This window comes from Myxococcus sp. AS-1-15, assembly GCF_020037055.1.
Classification (GTDB): domain Bacteria; phylum Myxococcota; class Myxococcia; order Myxococcales; family Myxococcaceae; genus Myxococcus; species Myxococcus fulvus.
The window spans coordinates 385,588-405,805 of the sequence record NZ_JAIQDF010000006.1; the positions used below are offsets into that span (position 1 = coordinate 385,588).

The following is a 20,218-nucleotide window of genomic DNA, read 5'->3' on the forward strand; positions in this document are numbered from 1 at the left end:
GGTCCACCCCAGGAGGGAGGACCCGCTTCATCGACCCAGCCAGCGCCCAGCCCTCAGTGCGCGCCCTCGACCTTCACGTTGGGGTCGGCGCGGCGCAGCATGAACACCAGCACCAGTGAGCACGCGAAGATGGCCGTGAGCACGGTGAAGTTGGCGTTGAAGGCCCGCACCAGGGCCTGCAGGTTGATGCGCTGGCTGAACAGGCCATAGGCCGCGGCCAGGGGGTCCGTCACCCGCGAGGCCACCGTGGCCTGCATCGCGGCGAGCTGCTCCTGCGTCACCTGGCTGTACGCATCCACATGCGACGCCAGCGCCGTGTTGTTCACCTGCGTCAGCCGGTTGAGCGCGCTGCTCATCCACGCCGTGCCAATGGACCCGCCCAATTCACGCGTCAGGTTGAACAGCCCCGCCGCGTTGCCTCGCTGGTCCGGACGCAGGTTGCTCAGCGCCATCACCGACAGCGGCACGAAGATGAACCCCATCGAACACGCCCGGATGAACACCGGCGCAATCAGCGCCGCCTCGTCCGCCGTGCTGCTCAAGTGCCCGTTCGTCCACAAGGACAGGCACATCCCGATGATGCCCACCCCCACCAGCATCCGCCCGTCCACCTTGCCGCCGAACTTCCCGATGAGCGGCATCAACAACACCTGGATGAAGCTGCCCTTCAAGAACACCAGCCCGATGTCGAGCGCCGAGTAGCGCATCACCGTTCCGCAGAAGAGGCTGAACAGGAACGAGCCGCCGAACAGCGCCGTGCCGATGAGGAAGTTCACCCCCGTCGCCGCCGCGTACGAGCGGTTCGCGAACACCCTCAAGTCCACCACCGGCTGCGGGGTCTCCAGCTCGTGCACGATGAACGTGATGAGCGCCACCCCCGCCACCACCGCGAGCACGGTGATCTTCATGCTGTCGAACCAGTCCTCGCGCGTGCCCTCCTCCAGCACGAACTGCAGCGCGGCCATGCCCACCGCCAACAGGCCGATGCCCCAGCGGTCCACCCGCTCGTGGGACACCTCGAAGTCCTTCTGCTCGATGTGACGCCACGCCATGTACGCGGCGAACAGGCCCACCGGCAGGTTGATGAGGAATATCCAGTGCCAGCTCGCCACCTCGATGAGCATCCCGCCCACCGTCGGACCCAAGAGCGGCCCCGTCACCGCGCCCAGGCCGAAGAGCGCGCCGGCCATGCCGTGCTCCTTCTGCGGATAGCGCGCGAACAGAATCGCCTGCGACGTGGGGATGATGGCGCCGCCTCCCACGCCCTGGAGGATTCGGAAGACCACGAGCGACGGCAGGTTCCACGCGAGCCCACACAACAGGCTGGCCGCCGTGAAGATGAGGATGGACGCGGTGAAGTAGCGCCGGAACCCGAACCGACGCTGCAGCCAGCCCGTCATCGGGATGACCACCACGTTGGCCATCATGTAGCCGGTGGAGACCCACGCAATCTGGTCCATCGGCGTGCCGAAGCTCGCGCGGATGTCGCTGAGCGCGACATTCACAATCGAGATGTCCAGCACGGACATCAACGCCGCCGCCATCGCGGCGATGGTGATACCGGCCTTCGAGCCGGTGATGACGTCGCCCTTCACGACTACTCGCCCCTCGTGTTCACCGTGACGACGGCGCTCATGCCCGGCTTGAGGGCCACGTCCTTCGCGTCACCGTCGAAGCGGATGAGCACCGGGATGCGCTGCACCACCTTCACGAAGTTGCCGGACGCGTTGTCCGGAGGCAGCAGCGCGAAGCGCGCCCCGCTGGCCCCCGCCAGGCTGTCCACGTGGCCCTTGAAGTGATGACCGCTGAAGGCATCCACCTCCACGTCCACCGCCTGCCCCGCCTTCATCTCGCCGACCTGGTCCTCCTTGAAGTTCGCCACCACCCACACGTCGTCCTGCGGCACCACCGCCATCAGCGGACGCTCCGGGCCCACCATGTGGCCCACCTCCACCGTGCGGCGGCTCACCACGCCATTCGTCGGCGCGCGGACCTTCGTGTACGACACCGCCAGCTCCGCCAGGTGCAGCGCGGCCTGGGCCTGCTTGAGCTTCGCGTCCGCCAGCTTCACCGCCGCCTGCGCGGCCTGCACCTGCACCGGCCCCGTCTCCGCGGCGGCCAGCTTGCCCTGCGCCGTCTCCAGGCCACCGGAGGAGCCCTGCACGCCCGCCTCCGTGGACGTCAGCCGCGCCTTGGCCACGTCCAGCGCCGCCTTCGCCTGGTCATGCGTGGACTGCCGCGCATCCAGGTCCGCCTGCGTCACCGCGCCCTCCGCCTTCAGCGTCTTCACCCGCGTCAGGTCCGTGTCCGCCAGCTTGAAGCGCGCCTCCGCCGCCACCACGTCCGCGCGCGCCTGGTCCAGCGCCGCCTTGGACGAGCTGATGCCGCTATTCGCCTGCACCACGCCGCCGCGCGCCTGACGCAGGTTGGCCCCCGCGTTGACCTCGGTGAGCGCCAGCTGCGCCTGCGCGTTCGCCGACTGCGCCTCCGCGCTCGACACGTCCGCGCGGGCCACCTCCAGCTTCGCCTCCAGGTCCGTGGCGTCCAGCTCCACCAGCACGTCGCCGGCCTTCACCTGCTGGTTGTCCGTCACCAGCACCCGGGCCACCTGCCCCGAGATTCGCGGCGACACGTTGGCGATGCGGCCCTCCACCTGCGCGTCATCGGTGGACTCCTCGCCCCGGGTCAGCACCCAGCGCGCGGCGCCGCCCAACAGCGCAATCCCCAACAGCGCGGGCAACACCCGCTTCGCCCTGGAGCGCGGCGCCGCCGGCTCCTTCACGAGCGAGGGGCTCTTCTTCGGTACGTCGGTGTCCTGGGCATTCAGGGAGGGTGAGGCAGTGCTCATGGGCGTTCTCGAAGGTTCAACGGGTCGATGATAAGGGGCCTAACCACATGGCCATGACAAGACGTCCGTCGGGCCGGGCCCGAGGGGAATCGAGGGTTCGAGGGGAAGCTCAGGGCTCTCGGAAGGCAGGCAGTCCGGAGGAGACCTTGGTCAACAGCTCGCGCAGGGTGGCGCGCTCCGGCTCGCTCAGCGTGGACATCAGCGCGGCGACGCGGCGGAAGTGCACGGGCAGAAGCTCCTCCAGGAGCGCTCTCGCCTTCGGCGTGAGGTGCACGGTGTACATGCGCCGGTCATCGGGATGGTCGGCGCGGGAGATGAGGCCGTCCTTCTCCAGCGTGTCGAGCAGCCCCGTCATCGTGGCCCGGCTCACACAGGAGCTCTCCGCCAGTTCGGCCGGGGTGAGGCCCTGGCCCTCCTCGCTCTCGCTGTAGGAGAGCAGGCGGGCCAGCACGGTGAAGCGGCCCGTGGACAGGCCGTGGCGCGCGAGGTTGGCCTCGTAGGCGCTCGACAGCTCGTTGGACATGCGCAGCAAGAGGACGCAGGTCTCGATGGCGCTCGCGTCCAGTTGAGGGAAGCGCTGCGACAGTCGCTGCAGCCGCTCGAAGCGGGTGATGGGAGGCGTGACGCTCATGGTGAGGCGCGGCGAAGACCCCGCCGCCCCTGAGTCGTAAGGCTCCTAACTACCGCGCGCAACGAAATAGTGGAGCCGGTGGGAGGAAACGGACGCGCTGTTATGACGGGGAGGTGCTGGATGTGAAAGACCCCACCGTGCAGGCGGCGCTGCGGCAGGCGAGCGACGAGGCCGGTCTGCCGGATTATCTGCGCAGCTGCGTGTACCCCCTGCTGCGCGAGCCGGAGGGCGAGTGGCCGAGCTGCTGCGGAGGCGGCTGCCAGCCCTGCTCGGCCACGCTGGTGGACGTGGCGGCGCGGACGCTGGCGCTCCTGGGGACGCCGCGCGTGGCGCCCCTGCCCCTGTGAGCGCGGGCCGGGGGCGCCGTAAGCTCGTGGGGACATGAACCCCATCGTCCATGCGGAGCTGGCGTGGCTCACGGCCCAGGGGCTGCGTGAGCGGAGGGACCGCATCCTCGTCACGTGCGCGGGGCTGGCGCCGGACCTGGATGGGCTGACGCTGCTGGGTGGCGAGGAGTGGTACGCGCGCTACCACCACGTGCTCTTCCACGGCTATGTGGGCGCGCTCGTCACCACGGCGGTGTGCGTGGCCCTGGCGAGGCAGCACGCCCGGGTGGCGGTGCTCGCGATGGTGGCGTTCCACCTGCACCTCGTCTGCGACCTGGCGGGAAGCGGGCCCGGCTGGCCCATCCACTACTCCTGGCCCACGAGCATGCGGGAGTGGTTCTGGCAGGGGCAGTGGGACCTGTCGTCGTGGCAGAACTCGGTCATCGGGCTGTTCACCACGCTGGCCGTCCTCGCGTGCGCGCTGGGTCCCGGGCGTCGAACCTTCGTCGAGGTGTTCTCCGCGCGCTGGGACGCGGTCGTCACGCAGACGCTGCGCAAGCGCTTCAAGGGCGAGGAGCCCGCCGCGAAGCCCAACGGCTGAAGGCCCTCACCTGTCCCACGAGACAACCGCGCTGTAGGGGCCGTGACATATCTCGAGCACGGGGACCCGCGGGCGCGGTGCGGGGTTGTGTCCCCGGACGCGCAGCGCCTAGCTTGAAGCCCTTCCCGCGAAGGGGGCCCGATGCCCGCATACCGTGACGTGCTCGGCAGGATTCCCGAACCTGACGTCGAGGCCGGCAGGCAGTGCCAGGGCCTGTTGGACATGAAGACCAAACCCCAGGGCAGCCTCGGCCGCCTGGAGGAGCTGGCGTGTCAGTGGGCCGCGCTGCGGGGAGAGCCCGCTCCGGCGATGCCTCGCAAGGGCATGGTGGTGATGGCGGCGGACCACGGGGTGACGGAGGAGGGCGTGAGCGCCTATCCCGCCGAGGTCACCGCGCAGATGGTCGCCAACTTCTCCCGGGGCGGCGCGGCCATCAACGTGCTGTCACGGCAGCACGACGTGCGCGTGGAGGTCGTCGACATGGGCGTGCGGGTGCCCGTGGAGGGGCTCACGGGCGTGCGCCACCACCGCATGGGCCCCGGCACGGGGAACCTGGCGAAGGGGCCGGCGATGTCGCGCAAGACGGCCGAGGAGGCGCTGAGCGTGGGCGCGCTGCTGGCCATCGAGCTGGCGGAGTCGGGCGTGACGCTGCTCGGCCTGGGTGACATGGGCATCGGCAACACCACCGCGTCGTCGGCGCTGACGTGTGTGCTCGCGGGTGTGTCGCCGGACATGGCCACCGGGCGCGGCACGGGCGTGGATGACGCGGGCCTGACGCGCAAGGTGGACGTGGTGCGGCGGGCGTTGGTGGTGAACCAGCCGGACGCGGCGGACCCGCTGGACGTGCTCGCCAAGGTGGGCGGGTTCGAAATCGCGGGGCTCGCGGGCGCGGCGCTCGGCGCGGCGTCCAAGCGCGTTCCGGTGATGCTGGATGGCTTCATCTCCTCGGTCGCCGGGCTGGTGGCGGCGCGCCTGTGTCCCCGGGTGATGCCCTTCCTCATGGCCAGCCACATGTCGCGCGAGGCGGGCCACCGGCGGGTGCTGGAGGCGCTGCGGCTGCGGCCCCTGTTGGATTTGGGGCTGAGGCTGGGCGAGGGCACCGGCGCGGTGCTCGCGATGGGGCTGGTGGACAGCAGCCTGCACGTGCTGCACGAGATGGCGACCTTCGCCTCGGCCGGCGTCGCGGAGAAGTCACAGCGCTGAAGCGCGTGTCCCCGGCTGGAAACCCGGCGGGAGTCGCGCCATACCTGGGCTCCCATGAAGCGACTTCTCGCCGGCATCGCGTTCCTCAGTCGCATCCCCGTCCCCGGGGCGGCCACGTTCGACGCTGGCGACGTGGGCCGCGCCACGCTGTGCTTCCCGCTCGTCGGCGCGCTGCTCGCGGCCATCCTGGTGGGCGTGCGCCACGCGCTCTTCCCCCTGCTGCCCGCCACCGTGACGGCGTTCATCCTGCTCATCGTCTACGCGCTGCTCACCGGCGCGCTGCACCTGGACGGGCTGGCGGACATGGCGGACGGCTTTGGGGGCGGACGCACGAAGGAGGACGTGCTGCGCATCATGCGCGACCACGTCATCGGCGCGTATGGCGGCACGGCCCTGCTGTTGAACGTGGGGCTGAAGTCGAGCGCGCTGGCGGCCCTGCTCGAGCGGGGACAGGCGGACGTGGCACTGGTGGTGGCGCTGAGTCTGGGCCGGTGGGGCTCGGTGCCCCAGGGGTGGCTGTTCCCCTATGCGCGCCGCTCCGGCGGCATCGGCATGGCCATCACGGATTATGTCGGGCGCGTCGAGGTGGCGGGGGCCACGGTGCTGGGGCTCGGCATCGCCGTGGGGCTCATGGGCTGGAAGGGGGGTGTCATCATGGGGGCCGTGGCCTTGGTGTCGATGCTCCAGGCCCTGTGGTGCCGGAAGAAGATTGACGGAATCACGGGCGATACGATGGGCGCCAACACCGAGGTGTGCGAGGCGGTGGTGCTCGTGCTCGCGCTGGCGCTCGGCTGACGCGCTCTCGACGAAAGGAAACGGACGCGTGGACTGGCGACTGCCGAGCGGCGTGACGCGCATGGTTCTGGTGAGGCACGGCAAGCCCTCCGAGGAGATGAAGGGCCGCTGCTACGGGAGGCTCGACGTGGGCCTCGCGCCCGAGGGACACGTCCAGGCCGAGCGCGCGGCGCGGCTGCTCGCGCGGGTGGAGCTGCACGGCCTGTATTCGAGTCCCCGGCTCCGCGCGCTCGACACGGCGAAGCGGCTCACGGAGGGCCGGGGGCTGGAGCTTCGGGTGGAGGAGGCCTTCCGGGAGATCGACTTCGGTCTCTTCGAGGGGCTCACCTACGAGGAGGCCGAGCGCCGCTTCCCCGCCGTGTACGCGGAGTGGATGACACACCCCGCACAGGTGCGCTTCCCCGAGGGAGAGACGTTCTCCGAGATGCGCGAGCGCGTGCGCGCAGGAGGTCGGGCGCTGCGGGCACGTCATCCCGGCCAGTGCTTCGCGCTGGTGTCCCACGGCGGCGTCAATCGCACCCTGCTCTGCGAGGCACTCGGGATGTCGGATGAGCACCTGTTCCGACTGGACCAGGTGCACGCGGCGGTGAATGTCATCGACTTCTATGGCGATGAGCCCGTGGTGAAGTTGATGAACGCGGAGCCGTGACGCACCACGCCTCGGCTTGACGGTGTTTCCGTGCGAGGCGTAGCCTTTGGTGGCTTGTCTGGGATTGAAGTTCCGTCGTGCACAAGGGGGCGTCACGCGCATGGAGACCCAACCGCCAGGCGAGGCCAGCGGACGTCCCGTCATCCGCGCCCCCGGCAAGACGCCCGACCCCTTCTCCGCGCAGGCGCTCAACAACCCCTACGCCGTCTACGCGCGGCTCCTCGAGCAGCCCGCGTGCTGGAGCGCCGAGTCCCAGCTGTGGCTGTTCTCGCGGCACGCGGACTGCCTGGAGGTGCTCGCCAATCCCCGCTTCAGTCGGAACATCGCCAGCGCGAGGAAACGCCGCCCCCAGGACTACCCTCCCCCGCCGGAGGCGCTCGCGGCGCTGTCCGCCATGCACAACCAGTGGTTCCTGCTGATGGACCCGCCGGACCATACGCGCCTGCGCGCGGTGACGAAGCGGGCCCTGGGCCCGCGCATGAAGGAGCTGGCCATCCACATCCAGGCCCTGGCGGAGTCGCTGGTCTTCCAGGCGCGTCAGCGTGGAGGAATGGATGTCATCTCCGAGTTCGCCATGCCCCTGGCCCGCAGCACGCTGCGCCAGCTGGTGGGCGCGGATGATCTGGATGAGGGGCTCTATCAGCACTGGGCGCTGTGCCTCGCACGGTGCGCGGATGCCTCCGCTCCGCTGGGTGTTCGCGAGGCCGCGAGCGCCGCCACGCGTGAGGTGCACCAGTCCCTCCAGGCCGCCGTCACCCGGCGCCGACAGTCGCGACGCACGGATGTCCTCGGACTGTTGGTGGCCGCGCAGGAGGACGAACAGGCGCTGAGCGAGGAGGAGCTGCTGCCCACGTGCATGCTGCTGCTCTTCGGCGGCTACGACACCTCCGTCAACCTCATCGGCAACGGGGTGCTCGCGCTGATGGAGCACCGCGCGCAGTGGGAGGCCTTGTGCGCCGAGCCCTCGCGAACCAAGGGGGCGGTGGAGGAGGTGCTGCGCTTCGACACGCCCCTGCAGCTCGTCTCGCGCATGGCGCAGGAGGACGTGGACGTGGGAGGGACTCATGTCCGCGCGGGTGAGTGGGCGTGGGTGCTGCTCGGCGCGGCGAATCGGGACCCCAGGCGCTTCGAGAACCCCGACGCGCTGGACATCCAGCGCACGGACCTCCAGCACATCGCCTTCGGCCACGGCATCCACCAATGCGTCGGCGCGGCGCTCGGGCGCATCGAGGCACAGAGCGCGTTCGGGACGCTGGCGCGCGAGCTGCCGCAGCTTCGGCTCGTGCCCGGTGCGTGGAAGCGACGCGACACCGCCGTGTTCCGTGGCCTCACCACCCTGCCCTGCCAGCTCTGAACCTGAAGCTCAGCCGGGCCTGCGCGCCATCAAGTGCACGAGCAGCGCGGTCCCTGGCGCTGCCATCACCCTGTCGTGCCAGCGCTGAGCCCGAGGCTCAGCGCGACTTTCACGCCACCAGGTACACGAGCAGCGCTGCGCCCAGCGCCATCGCCACCCTGTCAGCGCTGGGAATGAAGCTCCGCACGACTTGCGCGCCACCAAGTACACAAGCAGCGCTGACCGTGGCTCCGCCGCCACCCTGCAGGCTCTCGACATGAAGCTCAGCGCGACTTGCACGCCACCAGGCACACGACGCATCCGCGTGCCTATCGCCACCATCACTCTGCCGGCTGTGAGATTGAAGCTCGGCGCCACTTGCACGCGACCAGATACACGCCGCATCCGCGTGACTATCGCCACCGTCACCCTGCTGGCTGTGAGCCCGACGCTCAGCGCGGCTTGCGCGACACCAGGTCCACGAGCAGCGCGGTCCCTGGCGCCGATGTCACCCTGCCCGACCAGCGCAGAGCCCGAGGCTCAGCGCGACTTTCGCGCCACCAGGTACACGAGCAGTGGTGTACCCAGCGCCGCCGTCACCAGCCCCACGGGCGGCTCTCGCCCAGGCAAGATGACTCGGGAGGCCGCGTCACAGAGTGCCAGGAAGCTCGCGCCCACGATGACCGAGCACGGCAGCAGCACGCGCCGGCTCACGCCCAGCACGCGCCGGACGATGTGCGGAACGATGAGCTCCACGAACGCGATGGGGCCACACCACGCAACACAGCCCGCCACGCCGAGCGCCCCCAAGCCAATCGAGGCCATGCGCACCACACGCACGTTGACGCCCTGCGACTCGGCATGCTCCTCGCCGGAGATGAACACCTCCAGCGCCCGCGTCAGCGACAACAGCCCCACCACCGACACGGCCGCGATGGGCACGAGCGCGACGATTCCCTGGTAGCCCACCTGCGGCAGGTGCCCCATCGTCCACCGCGTGGCCGCCAGCAGCTCCGCCGAGTCGGCCGAGAACTGCACGCCCGTGGAGATGGCGCCCGCCGCCATCGAGAAGGCGATGCCCGCGAGCACCAAATCGTTCATCCGCACGCCCCGCCCCGCGGCGATGGCGGCCACCAGCAGGCTGACCCCCAGCGCCCCGGCGAAGGCCGACGCGGTGATGAGCGGCAAGCCCCACAGCGCCGAGCGGGCTCCCAGCACGATGGCCACCAGCGCTCCCAGCGTGGCCCCGGCCGTGGTGCCCACCGTGCTCGGCGCGGCGAGCGGATTGGCGAAGAGCGACTGGTACACCGCCCCCACCAGCGACAGCGTGCCGCCCACCAGCAGCGCCATCAGCGTCCGGGGGATGCGCAGCTGCCAGAGGATGAAGTCCCGCGCGTCCGGCGGCATCGGAGGCCCGATGAACGGCGCGGCGACGACCACCAGCCCGCACAACAGCAACATCACCACCAGCCGGGCCTTCATTCGCCACCCTCCAGCGGCAGGCCCACGAAGACTCTCCGGCCCTCGACCTCCACGCCACGCATCCGCACGGAGAACACCTGCCCCAGGTGCTCACCCAGCTCCGGCGCGTCGTAGTGCGACTCGAACGCCACCCGGCCCCGCGACAACCCCAGCACCCGAATCCGTCCCTCGCCCCCGTGCTGCACCGCGTGAGCAAGCACGTTGATGTCATGCGTGATGCACAGCACCCCCAGCCCCGAGCGCCACAGCCGCCCCACCAGCGCGTACAGCTCCAACTGCTGCGCGGGGTCCAGGAAGTTCGCGGGCTCGTCCAGCATCACCAGCGGCGACTCCTGCGCCAGCAGCGCCGCCACCGCGACGCGCTGCTGCTCCCCGCCGGACAGCTCCGTGATTCGCCGCGAGGCGAGCCCCTCCGCCTGCACCCGCTCCAGCGCCGCCCGCGCCTGCTCCTCCGAGCGGCGATGCGACTCCCGGAAGCGATAGCGCGCCGCGGCCACGTGCTCCAGCGCGGTGATGGGCTCGGAGACCTGCACACGCTGGGGCAGCCACGCGACATGGGCCGCGCGCTCCCGGGGCGACAGCGCCGCCACGTCGCGCCCGTCCACCGTGACGCGCCCCGCGTCCGGACGCTCCAGCCCGAGCGCCACGCGCATCAACGTCGTCTTGCCCGCCCCATTGGGGCCCACCACCGCCACGAAGTCTCCAGCCCCGAGCCGAAGGGACACGTCCGCCAGCAGCGTCCGCTCCCCCTTGCGCACCGTCGCCCCGGAGACCTCCAGCGTGGACGTCATGGCGTCTTCGCGTCGAAGCGCAGCGCGACCTTCAGTCGCTCCACCAGGTCCAGGATGCGCGGACCGGTGGACTGCACTCCCGGCCCCGCCACCAGCTTCACGCGCCCCTCCTTCACCGCGCGCAGCACCGACAGCTGCTTCCACGCGGCCAGCTGCCGCGCCTCCTCCTCGGGCGTCGGCACGGGGCCCTCCAGCAGCACGAGGATGATGTCCGGGTCCAACGTCATGAGCTGCTCGACGGAGATGTTCGGCGGACCACCCGGGTCCTCGGCCACGGCGTTGCGCGCGCCCGCGGCCTCCAGCGCCGCGCCGTGCAGCGAGCCCTTGCGGATGTACCAGATGCTGGAGAGCCCGGCCTCCGCGTCGCCAATCACCAGCAGCACCCGGGGCGCGTCCTTCGGAGGTGCCCGCTTCAGCGTGCTCTCCACCTTCGCGGCCAGCTCGTTCGCCTGCGCCTCGCGGCCCGTCTGCCGCCCCAGCTCGCGGACCCCGTTCGCCACGTCGTCCACCGTGAGCCAGGGCAGCACCTTCACCGGCGCGACGGCGGCCAGCGAGCCCGCGGGAGCCTGCTTCACCTGCTCATCCAGGATGAGCGTGGGCTTGAGCCGGGCGATGGCCTCGTAGTTGGGCGCCAGCGTGGAGCCGACCTTGGGCACGCCCTCTGCCTCGGGGGGCCAGGACGAATAGTCCGAGCGCCCCACCACCTGCGGCCCCGCCCCCAGCGCGTAGAGCGTCTCCGTGATTCCGGGGGACAGCGAGACGAGCCGCCGCGCGCCCGGCTCCTGGGCCGGAGGCGAGGAGCGCTGGCAGCCCGCGAGGAGCAGGAGCGCGAGACCGAGGAGCCGAAAGGAGCGCGAAGGGGACATGGGAGGACAATCACGCACCGAGGAGTGCGTGACGAGCGCCTTATAGTGCACCCGCCAGAGGAGGCCCGCCATGTCGAAGCACCCCCACCTCATGATTCAGGGCACGGGTTCCCACGTGGGGAAGACCACGCTGGTGGCCGGGCTGTGCCGCCTGTACGCCAACCGGGGCCTGCGCGTGGCCCCGTTCAAGTCGCAGAACATGTCCCTCAACTCCTTCGTCACCGAGGAGAACGAGGAGATTGCCCGCGCCACCGCGGTGCAGTCCTTCGCGGCGAGGCAGCGGCCCATCGTCCACATGAACCCGCTGCTGCTCAAGCCCAAGTCGGACAGCGTCAGCCAGCTCATCATCCACGGCAGGCCCCACCGGGACGTCGACGCGCGCGAGTACTTCCTGGCCGACACGCACCGTGCGCTCAAGCTCGCCGCCATCCAGGAGTCCATCGACCACCTGAACCGCCACTACGACCTGGTCATCGCCGAGGGCGCGGGGAGCTGCGCGGAGCCCAACCTGCGCCCGTTCGACGTGGTGAACATGGAGGTGGCCCACCGCCTGGACGCCCGCGTCTTCGTGGCGGCGGACATCGACAAGGGCGGCGTGGTGGCGGAGCTGCTCGGCACGCTGCGCGTCCTGGAGCTGGTCGCCCCCGAGGACGTCGCGCGCATCTGTGGCTTCATCATCAACAAGTTCCGGGGTGACCGGCAGGTCCTCCAGCCCGCCGTGGACTTCCTCGAGCAGCACGCGAAGAAGCCCGTCGTCGGGGTGCTGCCCTACCTGTCCCTCGCCCTGGAAGAAGAGGACCGCGTCCAGCCCCGCATGCACGGCACACCCGAGGTCGACATCGCCGTCCTCTACCTGCCCCACATCTCCAACAGCACCGACTTCGACTACCTCCAGGAGGAGCCCCACGTGCGCGTGCGCTTCGTGCGCTCCGTGGACCAGCTGGGCGCGCCCGACGCCATCATCCTGCCCGGCACCAAGAACACGGTGGGGGACCTGGTCCACCTGCGGCGCATCGGCTTCGAGCGCGTGCTCCAGGAGCTGAGCGCCACCACGCCCATCGTCGGCATCTGCGGCGGCTTCCAGATGCTGGGGCGCCACCTGCTCGACGAGCACCGCCGCGAGTCCGAGCACGGCAGCACCACCGGCCTGGGCCTGCTGGACATCGACGTGGAGTTCCTGCCGGGCAAGACGGTCTTCAACCGCCACTACACCCCGACGAAGGACAATCCCTTGCGGGATGCGGGCGAGGTGTCCGGGTATGAGATTCATTCCGGGCTCATCCGGTACGACAGCGCGCGGCCGATGTATGCCCACCCCGGCGGCTTCGATGGCGCGGTGCACGAGCGGCTGCCCATCTTCGGCACCTTCATCCATGACCTGTTCAAGAATCCTCGTCTGAGCCGCGCCTTCGTCGACACGCTGCGCCAGCGCAAGGGATTGCCAGTCCTGACAGCGCCCCTGTGCAACCACGACACCCGTCGGGAGGACAGCTATAATCGGCTCGCTGCCGCCCTGGCCGAGCACATGACATCCATCGACTGACTCTTCATCCCGCCAAAGGGGGCGCTCGGGGATTCCCGACGACAGGCGAATGTAAGGAGGAGGCTCAACGTGAAGCTCGATGGATTCGCTCGTGTCCTTCCGCGCGTGGTGCTGCTCTTGGCCATGGCTTGCCAGCACAGCGCGCTCGCGCAGGACCAGCTCGACACCGCCCCGAAGACACTCACCCAGCAGGTCCTCACGCCCGTTGGCACGACGTACCCCTACACCCAGCAATTGCAGTGGTTGGACGCGGGGCGGTTCATCGTGGGACGGCTGGATGGCTCGATGACGCTCTTCCGCCCGCCTGGACCCACCGAGTGGGGTCCCATGCTCACGGACGTGCTGCGCACGCCCGCCAACCGGGGCGTGGAGATGATGGCCGTGCGGGATGAGCGGACGTTCGTGACATCCAACGACAGCACCACCATCACCCTGTGGCGCGAGCGGGACCTGACCGTCGCGGAGGACGCCGAGCCCGCGCTGCTGGACCGGCTGCCGCGCGCGTTCCGCTACCAGAACTTCGCCTACGACGCGGACGTGGGCACGGCCAACAGCGCCGTCTTCGTCACCCATGGGAACCGGGAGTACCTCGTCACCGGCCACGAGAACGGCTTCGTCCTCATCTGGAGCGTCACGCGCAACGGCCGGCAGCTGGCGGTGCTGAAGAAAGTCGATGTGCGCTCGCCCGACCCCATCCCCAGCCCGTTCCAGCTGTGGAACGTGCGGGACATCGTCTCGTGGCGCGACGGCGTGGTCATCACCGGCTCCGAGGACGGAGACCTGGTGATGCTCCAGCTCCCCCAGGGCAACGTGCTGGCGCGCAAGCGCTACAACCCGGCGGCCCAGCGCGGCATCAACGGCCTGGCCATCCTGGATGACCACCTGGTGGCCGTGGCCTGCTCGGTGGGCCCGTCGGACAAGAACACGTGGCTGTTCCGCGTGCGCCCCGCGGAGCTCCAGTCGCAGGGCTCGGTGGACCTGAAGCAGAACCTGTCCCTGCCGCAGTCCTTCGCGTTCCGCGCCGCGATGGCCAGCGTGGGCGGGCAGCCCCACGTCTTCGCCACCACGCAGGAGGGTCTGCTGTGGACGGTGCTCGTCACGCCGGACGGACAGCTCCAGGTGCAGGCCGTCAGCTCGGTGGATTTCCCCATCGGTGAGGCCATCGACTACAACCCGGCCACCTCGCAGCTCGCCGCCGTGGGCGTGCTCGTCAACCTCTTCAACGTCGCTCCGCCCGCGCCCGCGCAACGCCAGCAGGCGCCCAAGGCCGCGCCGCCTCAAGCGCCGTCGCTGGTCCACTGAGCACGGCGATGTCCCGGGACAGCGCTCCGTGGGTGCTGGGCATCGGCGCGTCGAATCACAACGGCGCCGCGTGCCTCCTGCGTGGTGACGAGCTGGTCGTCGCCGTGCAGGAGGAGCGACTCCTCCGCCGCAAGCGGGCGTGGCTCCCTGGCGGGGCCGTGTCCTTCGCGGTGCGCTACTGCCTGGAGACGGCGGGCATCCGCGCGGACGAGCTCAGCCTCGTCTCGTGCTGCTCGCTGATGGGGCCTCGCGGGCCGCTGTACGACGTACGCGCCAACCCGGACCTCGCTCCGGGTGTCCCGGTGCGCTACCTCTCGCACCACCTGGGCCACGCGGTGGGCGCGTTCGCGACGTCCGGCTTCGACGAGGCGCTGGTGCTCGTCGTGGACGGGTTCGGCTCCAACGTCCAGGACCTGTCCCCCGAGGAGCTGGCGGCGGTCGTCACCGAGCGACGCGGAGAGGAGACGCTGTCCGTCTACCACGCGTCGCGCGAGGGCTTCGTGCCGGTGGAGAAGCACCTGGGCACGTTCCTGGAGGTGACGTCCTCCGTGGACCTGGAGCGCTTCCGGGGCATGCCTCGCTTCGGCAGCCTGGGCGGGCTGTACTCCGCCGTCGGACGGCAGCTCTTCTCGGATGTCCTGGAGGGGCCGGGCAAGGTCATGGGCCTGGCGCCTCACGGCGTGGCGGACACCCCCGTGTCGGACTTCTTCGACATCGTCGACGGGCGCTTCGTGTTCCACGACACCGTGCCTCGCCGCTTCACGCATGACGAGCGCTGGCCCGCGCGACAGGTGGAGTATCGGAACCTCGCGGCCTCGGCGCAGGCGGCGCTGGAGGACGGGCTCTTGCGGCTGGTGCGTCGACTGCGCGCGAGCACGTCCTGCGACGCGCTCTGCTACGCCGGGGGCGTCGCGCTCAACAGCGTGGCGAACGAGCGGCTCTTCACCGAGAGCGGCTTCAAGGACCTCTACGTGATGCCCGCCGCGGAGGACAGCGGCACCGCCATCGGCGCGGCGTACCACGGGCTTTGGCAGCTCACGGGGCGGCGCTCCACGCGGCGACTGGGCCATGACAGCACGGGCAGGACGTACTCCGCCGAGGACTGCGACACCGCGCTGCGCACCGTGCCCGCGGTGGTGTCGCGCAGGCTGCCGCGACTCGTCCCCGAGGTGGCCGATCTGCTCGCCGAGGGGAAGATGCTCGGCTGGTTCCAGGGCGGCTCCGAGCTGGGTCCACGCTCCCTGGGCCAGCGGAGCATCCTCTGCGACCCGCGGCCTCGCGACATGAAGGACACCCTCAACGCGCGGGTGAAGTTCCGCGAGGGCTTCCGTCCCTTCGCCCCCATCATCCTCGCGGAGAAGGTGCGCGAGTGGTTCGACGTCGACACGGCCTCCACGGACAGCCCCTTCATGCTCCGCGTGTGGCGCTTCCGTGAGGAGCAGCGCGAGCGCGTCCCCGCCGTCGCCCACGTCAACGGCACCGGCCGCGTGCAGACGGTGACGAGGGAGCACACGCCCCTGCTGCACGCGCTGCTCACCGCGTTCGATGAACGCACCGGCGTCCCCGTCCTGCTCAACACCTCGTTCAACATCGCCGGGGAGCCCATCGTCGAGACGCCCGAGGACGCGCTGTGGGGCCTGCTGTCCACGGGGCTGGAGGGCTGCGTGCTGCTGGACCGCTTCGTGTCCAAGCACGAGGCGCTGCATTCACTGCTGGACCTGGAGGTGCTCGTCCTCGGAGAGCGAATCGCGCCCCTGTCCTCGGAAAGCGCGGAGGACACGCTGGACCTGCGTCCCCTCTTGAAGGAGCCGCTGGGCTTTGGCCTGGACGCCTCGGGACGCAACCTGGAGGATGCGCGCCGGATGCTGGGCAGCGGGCAACAAGGTGGCGCGTTCAAGGTGCGGACGCCGTGGGGCGCGGCCGTGCAGCTCGTGTCGAGCGAGCTGTCGAGGCTCGTGGACCAGGTGGAGCGCGGGATGACCGGCTGGAAGCTCCTGGAGCGGGTGTCTCGCGAGGACTCGAGCATTGATGAGCAGAAGCTGACGCGGATGCTCGGCACGCTGCGGCGCGCCCGCGTCCTCCAGTTCGGTCCGGGAGTGTGAGGACGACGCTCGCCAGGGGACTGCTGGGCCTGGTGCTGCTGGCGTGCGCCCCCGTGCGGGCCCAGTCCACCGAGGACGCCGGCACTCCGCCCATGTCCGAGGTCATCGACGTGGTGGGCGAGGTGCCCGACCCGGAGCCGATGGACCGCGCCGCTCGTCGCGACCCGAGCAGCGTCGTCACCGTCATCTCCGTGGAGGAGCGCGGCGGCACCGCGCGCGACACCGCGGAGGTGCTGTCCACCGCGCCCGGCGTCTCCATCCAGGACTCGGGCGGATACGGCCAGGGAAAGAGCCTGGTGGTGCGCGGCGCCTCGTCGAACGGGACGTTGGTGCTGCTCGACGGCATCCCCCTCAACGGCGCGGGCGGGAGCCTGGACCTGTCGCGCGTCCCGCTCGCGCTCGCCCGTGAGCTGGAGGTGATGCGCGGGAGCGCGGGCTCGAGCCACGGCAGCGGCGCGCTCGGCGGCGTGGTGAACATCATCACCCGCGCCCCCGGTGACACGTTGAGCCTCGCGGGCGAGCTGAGCCACGGGAGCTGGAACACCACCACCGGGTGGCTGTCGCTCACCGGGCCCGTGCTGGACAGCGAGCTGCTCCTGCTGCTCCACGGCGGCACGTCGTCCGGGCGCTTCTTCTATCCGTTCGATGCCACGCCCACGCTGCCGGGTGACGCGCCCGAGCTGCGACGTCGCGAGAACAACGACGCGCGCGGCGCCGGGGCGCTCGTGCGACTGCGCCGCCGCCTCTCCCAGGGCGTGGTGCTGGACGCGATGGGCGAAGGGACCCTGGAAGGACGAGGGCTCGCGGGCACGGCGCAGAACCCGCTCGCGGACGCGCGTCAGTCCAACCGTCGCGGCATCCTGAGCCTGCGCGTGCTGGGCGACCTGGGCCACCACGTCCACGTGTCCGCTCGCGCGCACTATCGCCAGGAGCGACTGGAGCTGTCGGGCGGTCCGCTGCCACAGCAGGGCGTGCAGACCCTGCGCACGGGCGGCGTGGAGGCCGAGGGCAGCCTGCCGCTGGGAAGCTGGAACGTCGTCTCCGCGCTGGCGAGCCTCGGCGGGGAAGGCGTGGCCACCGCTGGCGCGCCCGTGACTTCGGACGGACGCACATCGTGGCTGCGCGCCAGCGTCCGCGTCATGGATGACCTGGCGCTGCTCGACGGCCGGCTCCACGTGACGCCCTCGCTGCGCGTGGAGCGCGTGGGCGCGTTCACGCTGCTGTCCCCCAAGCTGGGCGCGCGCGTGACGCTGCCCGCGCGCCTGGAGCTGCGCGCCAACGTGGGACAGGCGCACCGGGCCCCCTCGCTGGTGGAGCTGTACGTGCGCCAGGGCACGCTGCTGCCCAACCCGGACCTGCGCCCCGAGCGCGCCGTGTCCGCGGACGTGGCGCTGGCGCACCGCACGGAGCGCTCGCTCGTGTCGGTGGGAGGTTTCTTCGCGAGCTACGAGGACCTCATCACCTACGAGGCGTATCCGCCGTTCGCCGCGAAGCCGAGCAACTTCGCCTCCGCGCGCGTCGCCGGCCTGGAGGTGGACGCGGAGGCGCGCCCCTTCTCCTTCCTGTCCGGCTCGCTGGCGTACACGTTCCTCGTCTCCCGCAACCTCCGGGACGACCCGCGCTACTACCTGAAGGACATCCCGCTCCGGCCGCGCCACACCCTCGCCGCGCGAGTGACGGCGGGCCCCTCGTGGCTCACGGGCCGCGTGGAAGTGCGCGCCCAGTCCTCACAGCTTCGCAACCGCACCGGCGAGCTGGTGCTCCCGGGCCGCACGCTCCTGCACGCGGGCCTGTCCACCACGGTGGGCCAGCGCCCCGCCTTCACCTTCTCCGTCGACCTCAAGAACGTGCTCGACGTCCACGTCGACGACTTCGACGGCTATCCCCTGCCGGGCCGCGCGGTGCTCGCCTCCGTGGCCCTGGCGCTCGACGTCCCACCCTCCCCCTCCACTGCCAAAAAGGCGGACACCCCATGAGGCCCTCGCCTCCTCCAGGACGCCACCTGGCGCTCCTCTGCTCCCTGCTCTCCTGCCTGCTGCTCACCGGCTGTCCCGACGAGGGCGTCGTCTGCAGCGAGGGCCTCTCCCGCTGCGGCGACACCTGCGCGGACCTCACCAGCGAGTCCGCGAACTGTGGCGCCTGCGGCAACGCCTGTGGCGAAGGCCAGCTCTGCGCCGAGGGCGCGTGTCGCTGTCTGACGGGGACCACGGCCTGTGACGGCGCCTGCGTCGACACCCGGTCCTCGCCCCAGCACTGCGGCGCCTGCGGCACGACGTGCGACAGCAGCGAGGTGTGCGAGCAGGGCACGTGCCAGCTGAACTGCACCGCGGGCCTGCTCCGCTGCGGCAACGCGTGCGTGGACGGGGACTCGAGCAACCTGAACTGCGGCGCCTGCGGCAACGTCTGCGGCGACGCGCGGACGTGCCGGGGCGGCGTGTGCACGTACGACATCGTGGCCACGTGCTTCAACACCGGCCAGGTGGTGGGCATCCAGTCCGGCGTGGACCTCAAGGGCCCCGGCACGCTCGTGGCGTCGTCGCCGCAGAGCGCCGCGCGGATGAGCGACGTGCTGCTGGTGCTCGACTCCACGCGCAAGCTCATCCAGGCGCGGCTGGACGACTACGGCGTGCTGCCTCCGCGCCACGACACGGGCCGCGCGCCCAACCAGGTCCTCGTCGAGGGGCCGTTCATCTACATCCTCAACTCCACCGACAACACGCTCCAGGTGCTGCGGAGCACCGAGCCGCTCCCGCCCGGCAAGCGCCACCCCGAGGGCATCTCGCTCCAGAACGTGGCCAGCGTGAGCTTCGGCGCCAACACCAACCCCTTCGGCATGGCGCGCGTGGGCAACGAGCTGTGGGTCACCCTCTACGGCAACCTCGTGGGCGACCCGAGCGCCGGAGGCCGCGTGGCGCGCGTCTCGCTGGCGTCTCCCTCCGAGCCGAGGGTGACGGCCACCATCGACCTGCCCACCGGCGCCGCGCTGCGGCCCTTCCCGGACAACACCACGCTGTCGACGCCCGCGGGCATCACCGAGCACCGCGGCAAGGTGTACGTGGCCCTCAACAACCTCAACCCCGCCACCTACGCCCCCGGCGGCCCGGGCCTGCTCGCGCGCATCGAGCCGGCGACGGGCGCGGTGAGCCTCGTCGGCCTGGGCGACGACTGCCTCAACCCCAACGCGGTGGCCTCCGTGGGCGAGCACCTGGTGGTGAGCTGCGGCGGCAAGTCCACCTATGACGCCGAGTTCAAGCTGGTGTCCGTGGAGCGCACGGGCCTGGTGATGCTGGACGCGCAGGACACCGTGGTGGCCTCGGAGCCCATCGCCTGCTCGCCGGGCATCGGCTCCTGCCCCATCCCCGCCGCCGGCCGATTCGCCGTGGTGGGCCCGCGCATCTACACCGGCGACACCAACGGCGGCCGCGTCTTCGTCCACGAAATCGTGGGCAACACCCTGGTCGAGCGTCGGGGCCTGAAGGACACCTCCGAGCCCGCCATCGCCGCCTGCCCCGCCAGCGGCTTCTCGCTGGTCAGCGACGTGGTGGCCCTGCCCTGATTCCAGGGCACCTCGGGGGCACTTCGCCCCGATGGGGCAATGTGCCCCGGCCCCGGCGGGACATTCCACCCCGTCCGGGGCCCTCCTCCGAGGGAGCCGCCCCGAGCCAGACGCTGGCACAAAGGATGCTCTAGAGCTTCCGCGTGCCCCGGCCACATCGCGGGGCGGAAACCGGAGGAGGCGTCACGCA

At 70.8% G+C, this 20,218-nt stretch carries 17 protein-coding genes; 11 read left to right on the forward strand and 6 right to left on the reverse strand.

Annotated features, from left to right (window positions below):
* Positions 1-53: 53 nt before the first annotated feature.
* From K8625_RS19425 to K8625_RS19440, 3 genes are all read right to left on the reverse strand, one after another.
* A complete protein-coding gene (locus K8625_RS19425) occupies positions 54-1,595 on the reverse strand; it encodes a DHA2 family efflux MFS transporter permease subunit (protein WP_223783540.1) in 1,542 nt (513 codons plus the stop codon).
* Positions 1,596-1,597: 2 nt separating this feature from the next.
* Positions 1,598-2,848 carry an HlyD family secretion protein gene (locus K8625_RS19430; RefSeq protein ID WP_305070900.1) on the reverse strand — a complete coding sequence of 417 codons (1,251 nt, stop codon included), beginning with the start codon at positions 2,846-2,848 and terminating at the stop codon, positions 1,598-1,600.
* A gap of 109 nt (positions 2,849-2,957) precedes the next feature.
* Positions 2,958-3,479 carry a MarR family winged helix-turn-helix transcriptional regulator gene (locus tag K8625_RS19440; RefSeq protein WP_223783541.1) on the reverse strand — a complete coding sequence of 174 codons (522 nt, stop codon included), beginning with the start codon at positions 3,477-3,479 and terminating at the stop codon, positions 2,958-2,960.
* 113 nt (positions 3,480-3,592) lie between these two features.
* Between K8625_RS19440 and K8625_RS19445 the strand changes: the two genes are divergently transcribed.
* The 6 genes from K8625_RS19445 (at position 3,593) to K8625_RS19470 (ending at position 8,407) form a co-directional block, all read left to right on the forward strand.
* Positions 3,593-3,826: a hypothetical protein gene (locus K8625_RS19445; RefSeq protein ID WP_141326798.1), complete on the forward strand. Its 234-nt coding sequence runs from the start codon at positions 3,593-3,595 to the stop codon at positions 3,824-3,826.
* 34 nt (positions 3,827-3,860) lie between these two features.
* On the forward strand, positions 3,861-4,406 hold the full coding sequence (locus K8625_RS19450; protein ID WP_223783542.1) for a metal-dependent hydrolase: 546 nt from the start codon (positions 3,861-3,863) through the stop codon (positions 4,404-4,406).
* A gap of 141 nt (positions 4,407-4,547) precedes the next feature.
* A complete protein-coding gene (gene cobT, locus K8625_RS19455; protein WP_223746026.1) occupies positions 4,548-5,609 on the forward strand; it encodes a nicotinate-nucleotide--dimethylbenzimidazole phosphoribosyltransferase in 1,062 nt (353 codons plus the stop codon).
* A gap of 54 nt (positions 5,610-5,663) precedes the next feature.
* Positions 5,664-6,404, forward strand: a complete 741-nt coding sequence (gene cobS, locus K8625_RS19460; RefSeq protein WP_223783543.1) for an adenosylcobinamide-GDP ribazoletransferase — start codon at positions 5,664-5,666, stop codon at positions 6,402-6,404.
* Positions 6,405-6,432: 28 nt separating this feature from the next.
* Positions 6,433-7,053, forward strand: coding sequence for a histidine phosphatase family protein (locus K8625_RS19465; RefSeq protein WP_223783544.1), 621 nt, complete (start codon positions 6,433-6,435; stop codon positions 7,051-7,053).
* Between the two features lie 100 nt (positions 7,054-7,153).
* Positions 7,154-8,407: a cytochrome P450 gene (locus tag K8625_RS19470; RefSeq protein WP_223783545.1), complete on the forward strand. Its 1,254-nt coding sequence runs from the start codon at positions 7,154-7,156 to the stop codon at positions 8,405-8,407.
* Positions 8,408-8,926: 519 nt separating this feature from the next.
* On the opposite strand, the gene K8625_RS19475 is transcribed toward K8625_RS19470, so the two are convergent.
* From K8625_RS19475 to K8625_RS19485, 3 genes are read right to left on the reverse strand one after another with little or no spacing between them, the layout of a single operon-like run.
* On the reverse strand, positions 8,927-9,868 hold the full coding sequence (locus tag K8625_RS19475) for an iron ABC transporter permease (protein WP_141326809.1): 942 nt from the start codon (positions 9,866-9,868) through the stop codon (positions 8,927-8,929).
* Positions 9,865-10,659, reverse strand: a complete 795-nt coding sequence (locus tag K8625_RS19480) for an ABC transporter ATP-binding protein (RefSeq protein ID WP_223746021.1) — start codon at positions 10,657-10,659, stop codon at positions 9,865-9,867. Before K8625_RS19480 ends, K8625_RS19475 begins: the two co-directional genes overlap by 4 nt.
* Entirely contained in the window at positions 10,656-11,525 is an 870-nt protein-coding gene (locus K8625_RS19485) for an ABC transporter substrate-binding protein (protein WP_223746020.1), read from the reverse strand. The genes K8625_RS19480 and K8625_RS19485 overlap by 4 nt, the downstream gene beginning before the upstream one ends.
* Before the next feature lie 70 nt (positions 11,526-11,595).
* On the opposite strand from K8625_RS19485, the gene K8625_RS19490 reads away from it, so the two are divergent.
* The 5 genes from K8625_RS19490 to K8625_RS19510 all read left to right on the forward strand — a co-directional run bounded on the left by K8625_RS19490 (position 11,596) and on the right by K8625_RS19510 (position 20,028).
* On the forward strand, positions 11,596-13,068 hold the full coding sequence (locus K8625_RS19490; RefSeq protein ID WP_223783546.1) for a cobyric acid synthase: 1,473 nt from the start codon (positions 11,596-11,598) through the stop codon (positions 13,066-13,068).
* A gap of 69 nt (positions 13,069-13,137) precedes the next feature.
* Positions 13,138-14,370 carry a hypothetical protein gene (locus tag K8625_RS19495; protein ID WP_223783547.1) on the forward strand — a complete coding sequence of 411 codons (1,233 nt, stop codon included), beginning with the start codon at positions 13,138-13,140 and terminating at the stop codon, positions 14,368-14,370.
* A gap of 8 nt (positions 14,371-14,378) precedes the next feature.
* Entirely contained in the window at positions 14,379-16,472 is a 2,094-nt protein-coding gene (locus K8625_RS19500; RefSeq protein WP_223783548.1) for a carbamoyltransferase C-terminal domain-containing protein, read from the forward strand.
* Positions 16,469-18,448: a TonB-dependent receptor domain-containing protein gene (locus K8625_RS19505; RefSeq protein WP_223746016.1), complete on the forward strand. Its 1,980-nt coding sequence runs from the start codon at positions 16,469-16,471 to the stop codon at positions 18,446-18,448. Before K8625_RS19500 ends, K8625_RS19505 begins: the two co-directional genes overlap by 4 nt.
* Positions 18,445-20,028 carry an MXAN_6577-like cysteine-rich protein gene (locus K8625_RS19510; protein ID WP_223783549.1) on the forward strand — a complete coding sequence of 528 codons (1,584 nt, stop codon included), beginning with the start codon at positions 18,445-18,447 and terminating at the stop codon, positions 20,026-20,028. The genes K8625_RS19505 and K8625_RS19510 overlap by 4 nt, the downstream gene beginning before the upstream one ends.
* Positions 20,029-20,218 lie beyond the last annotated feature (190 nt).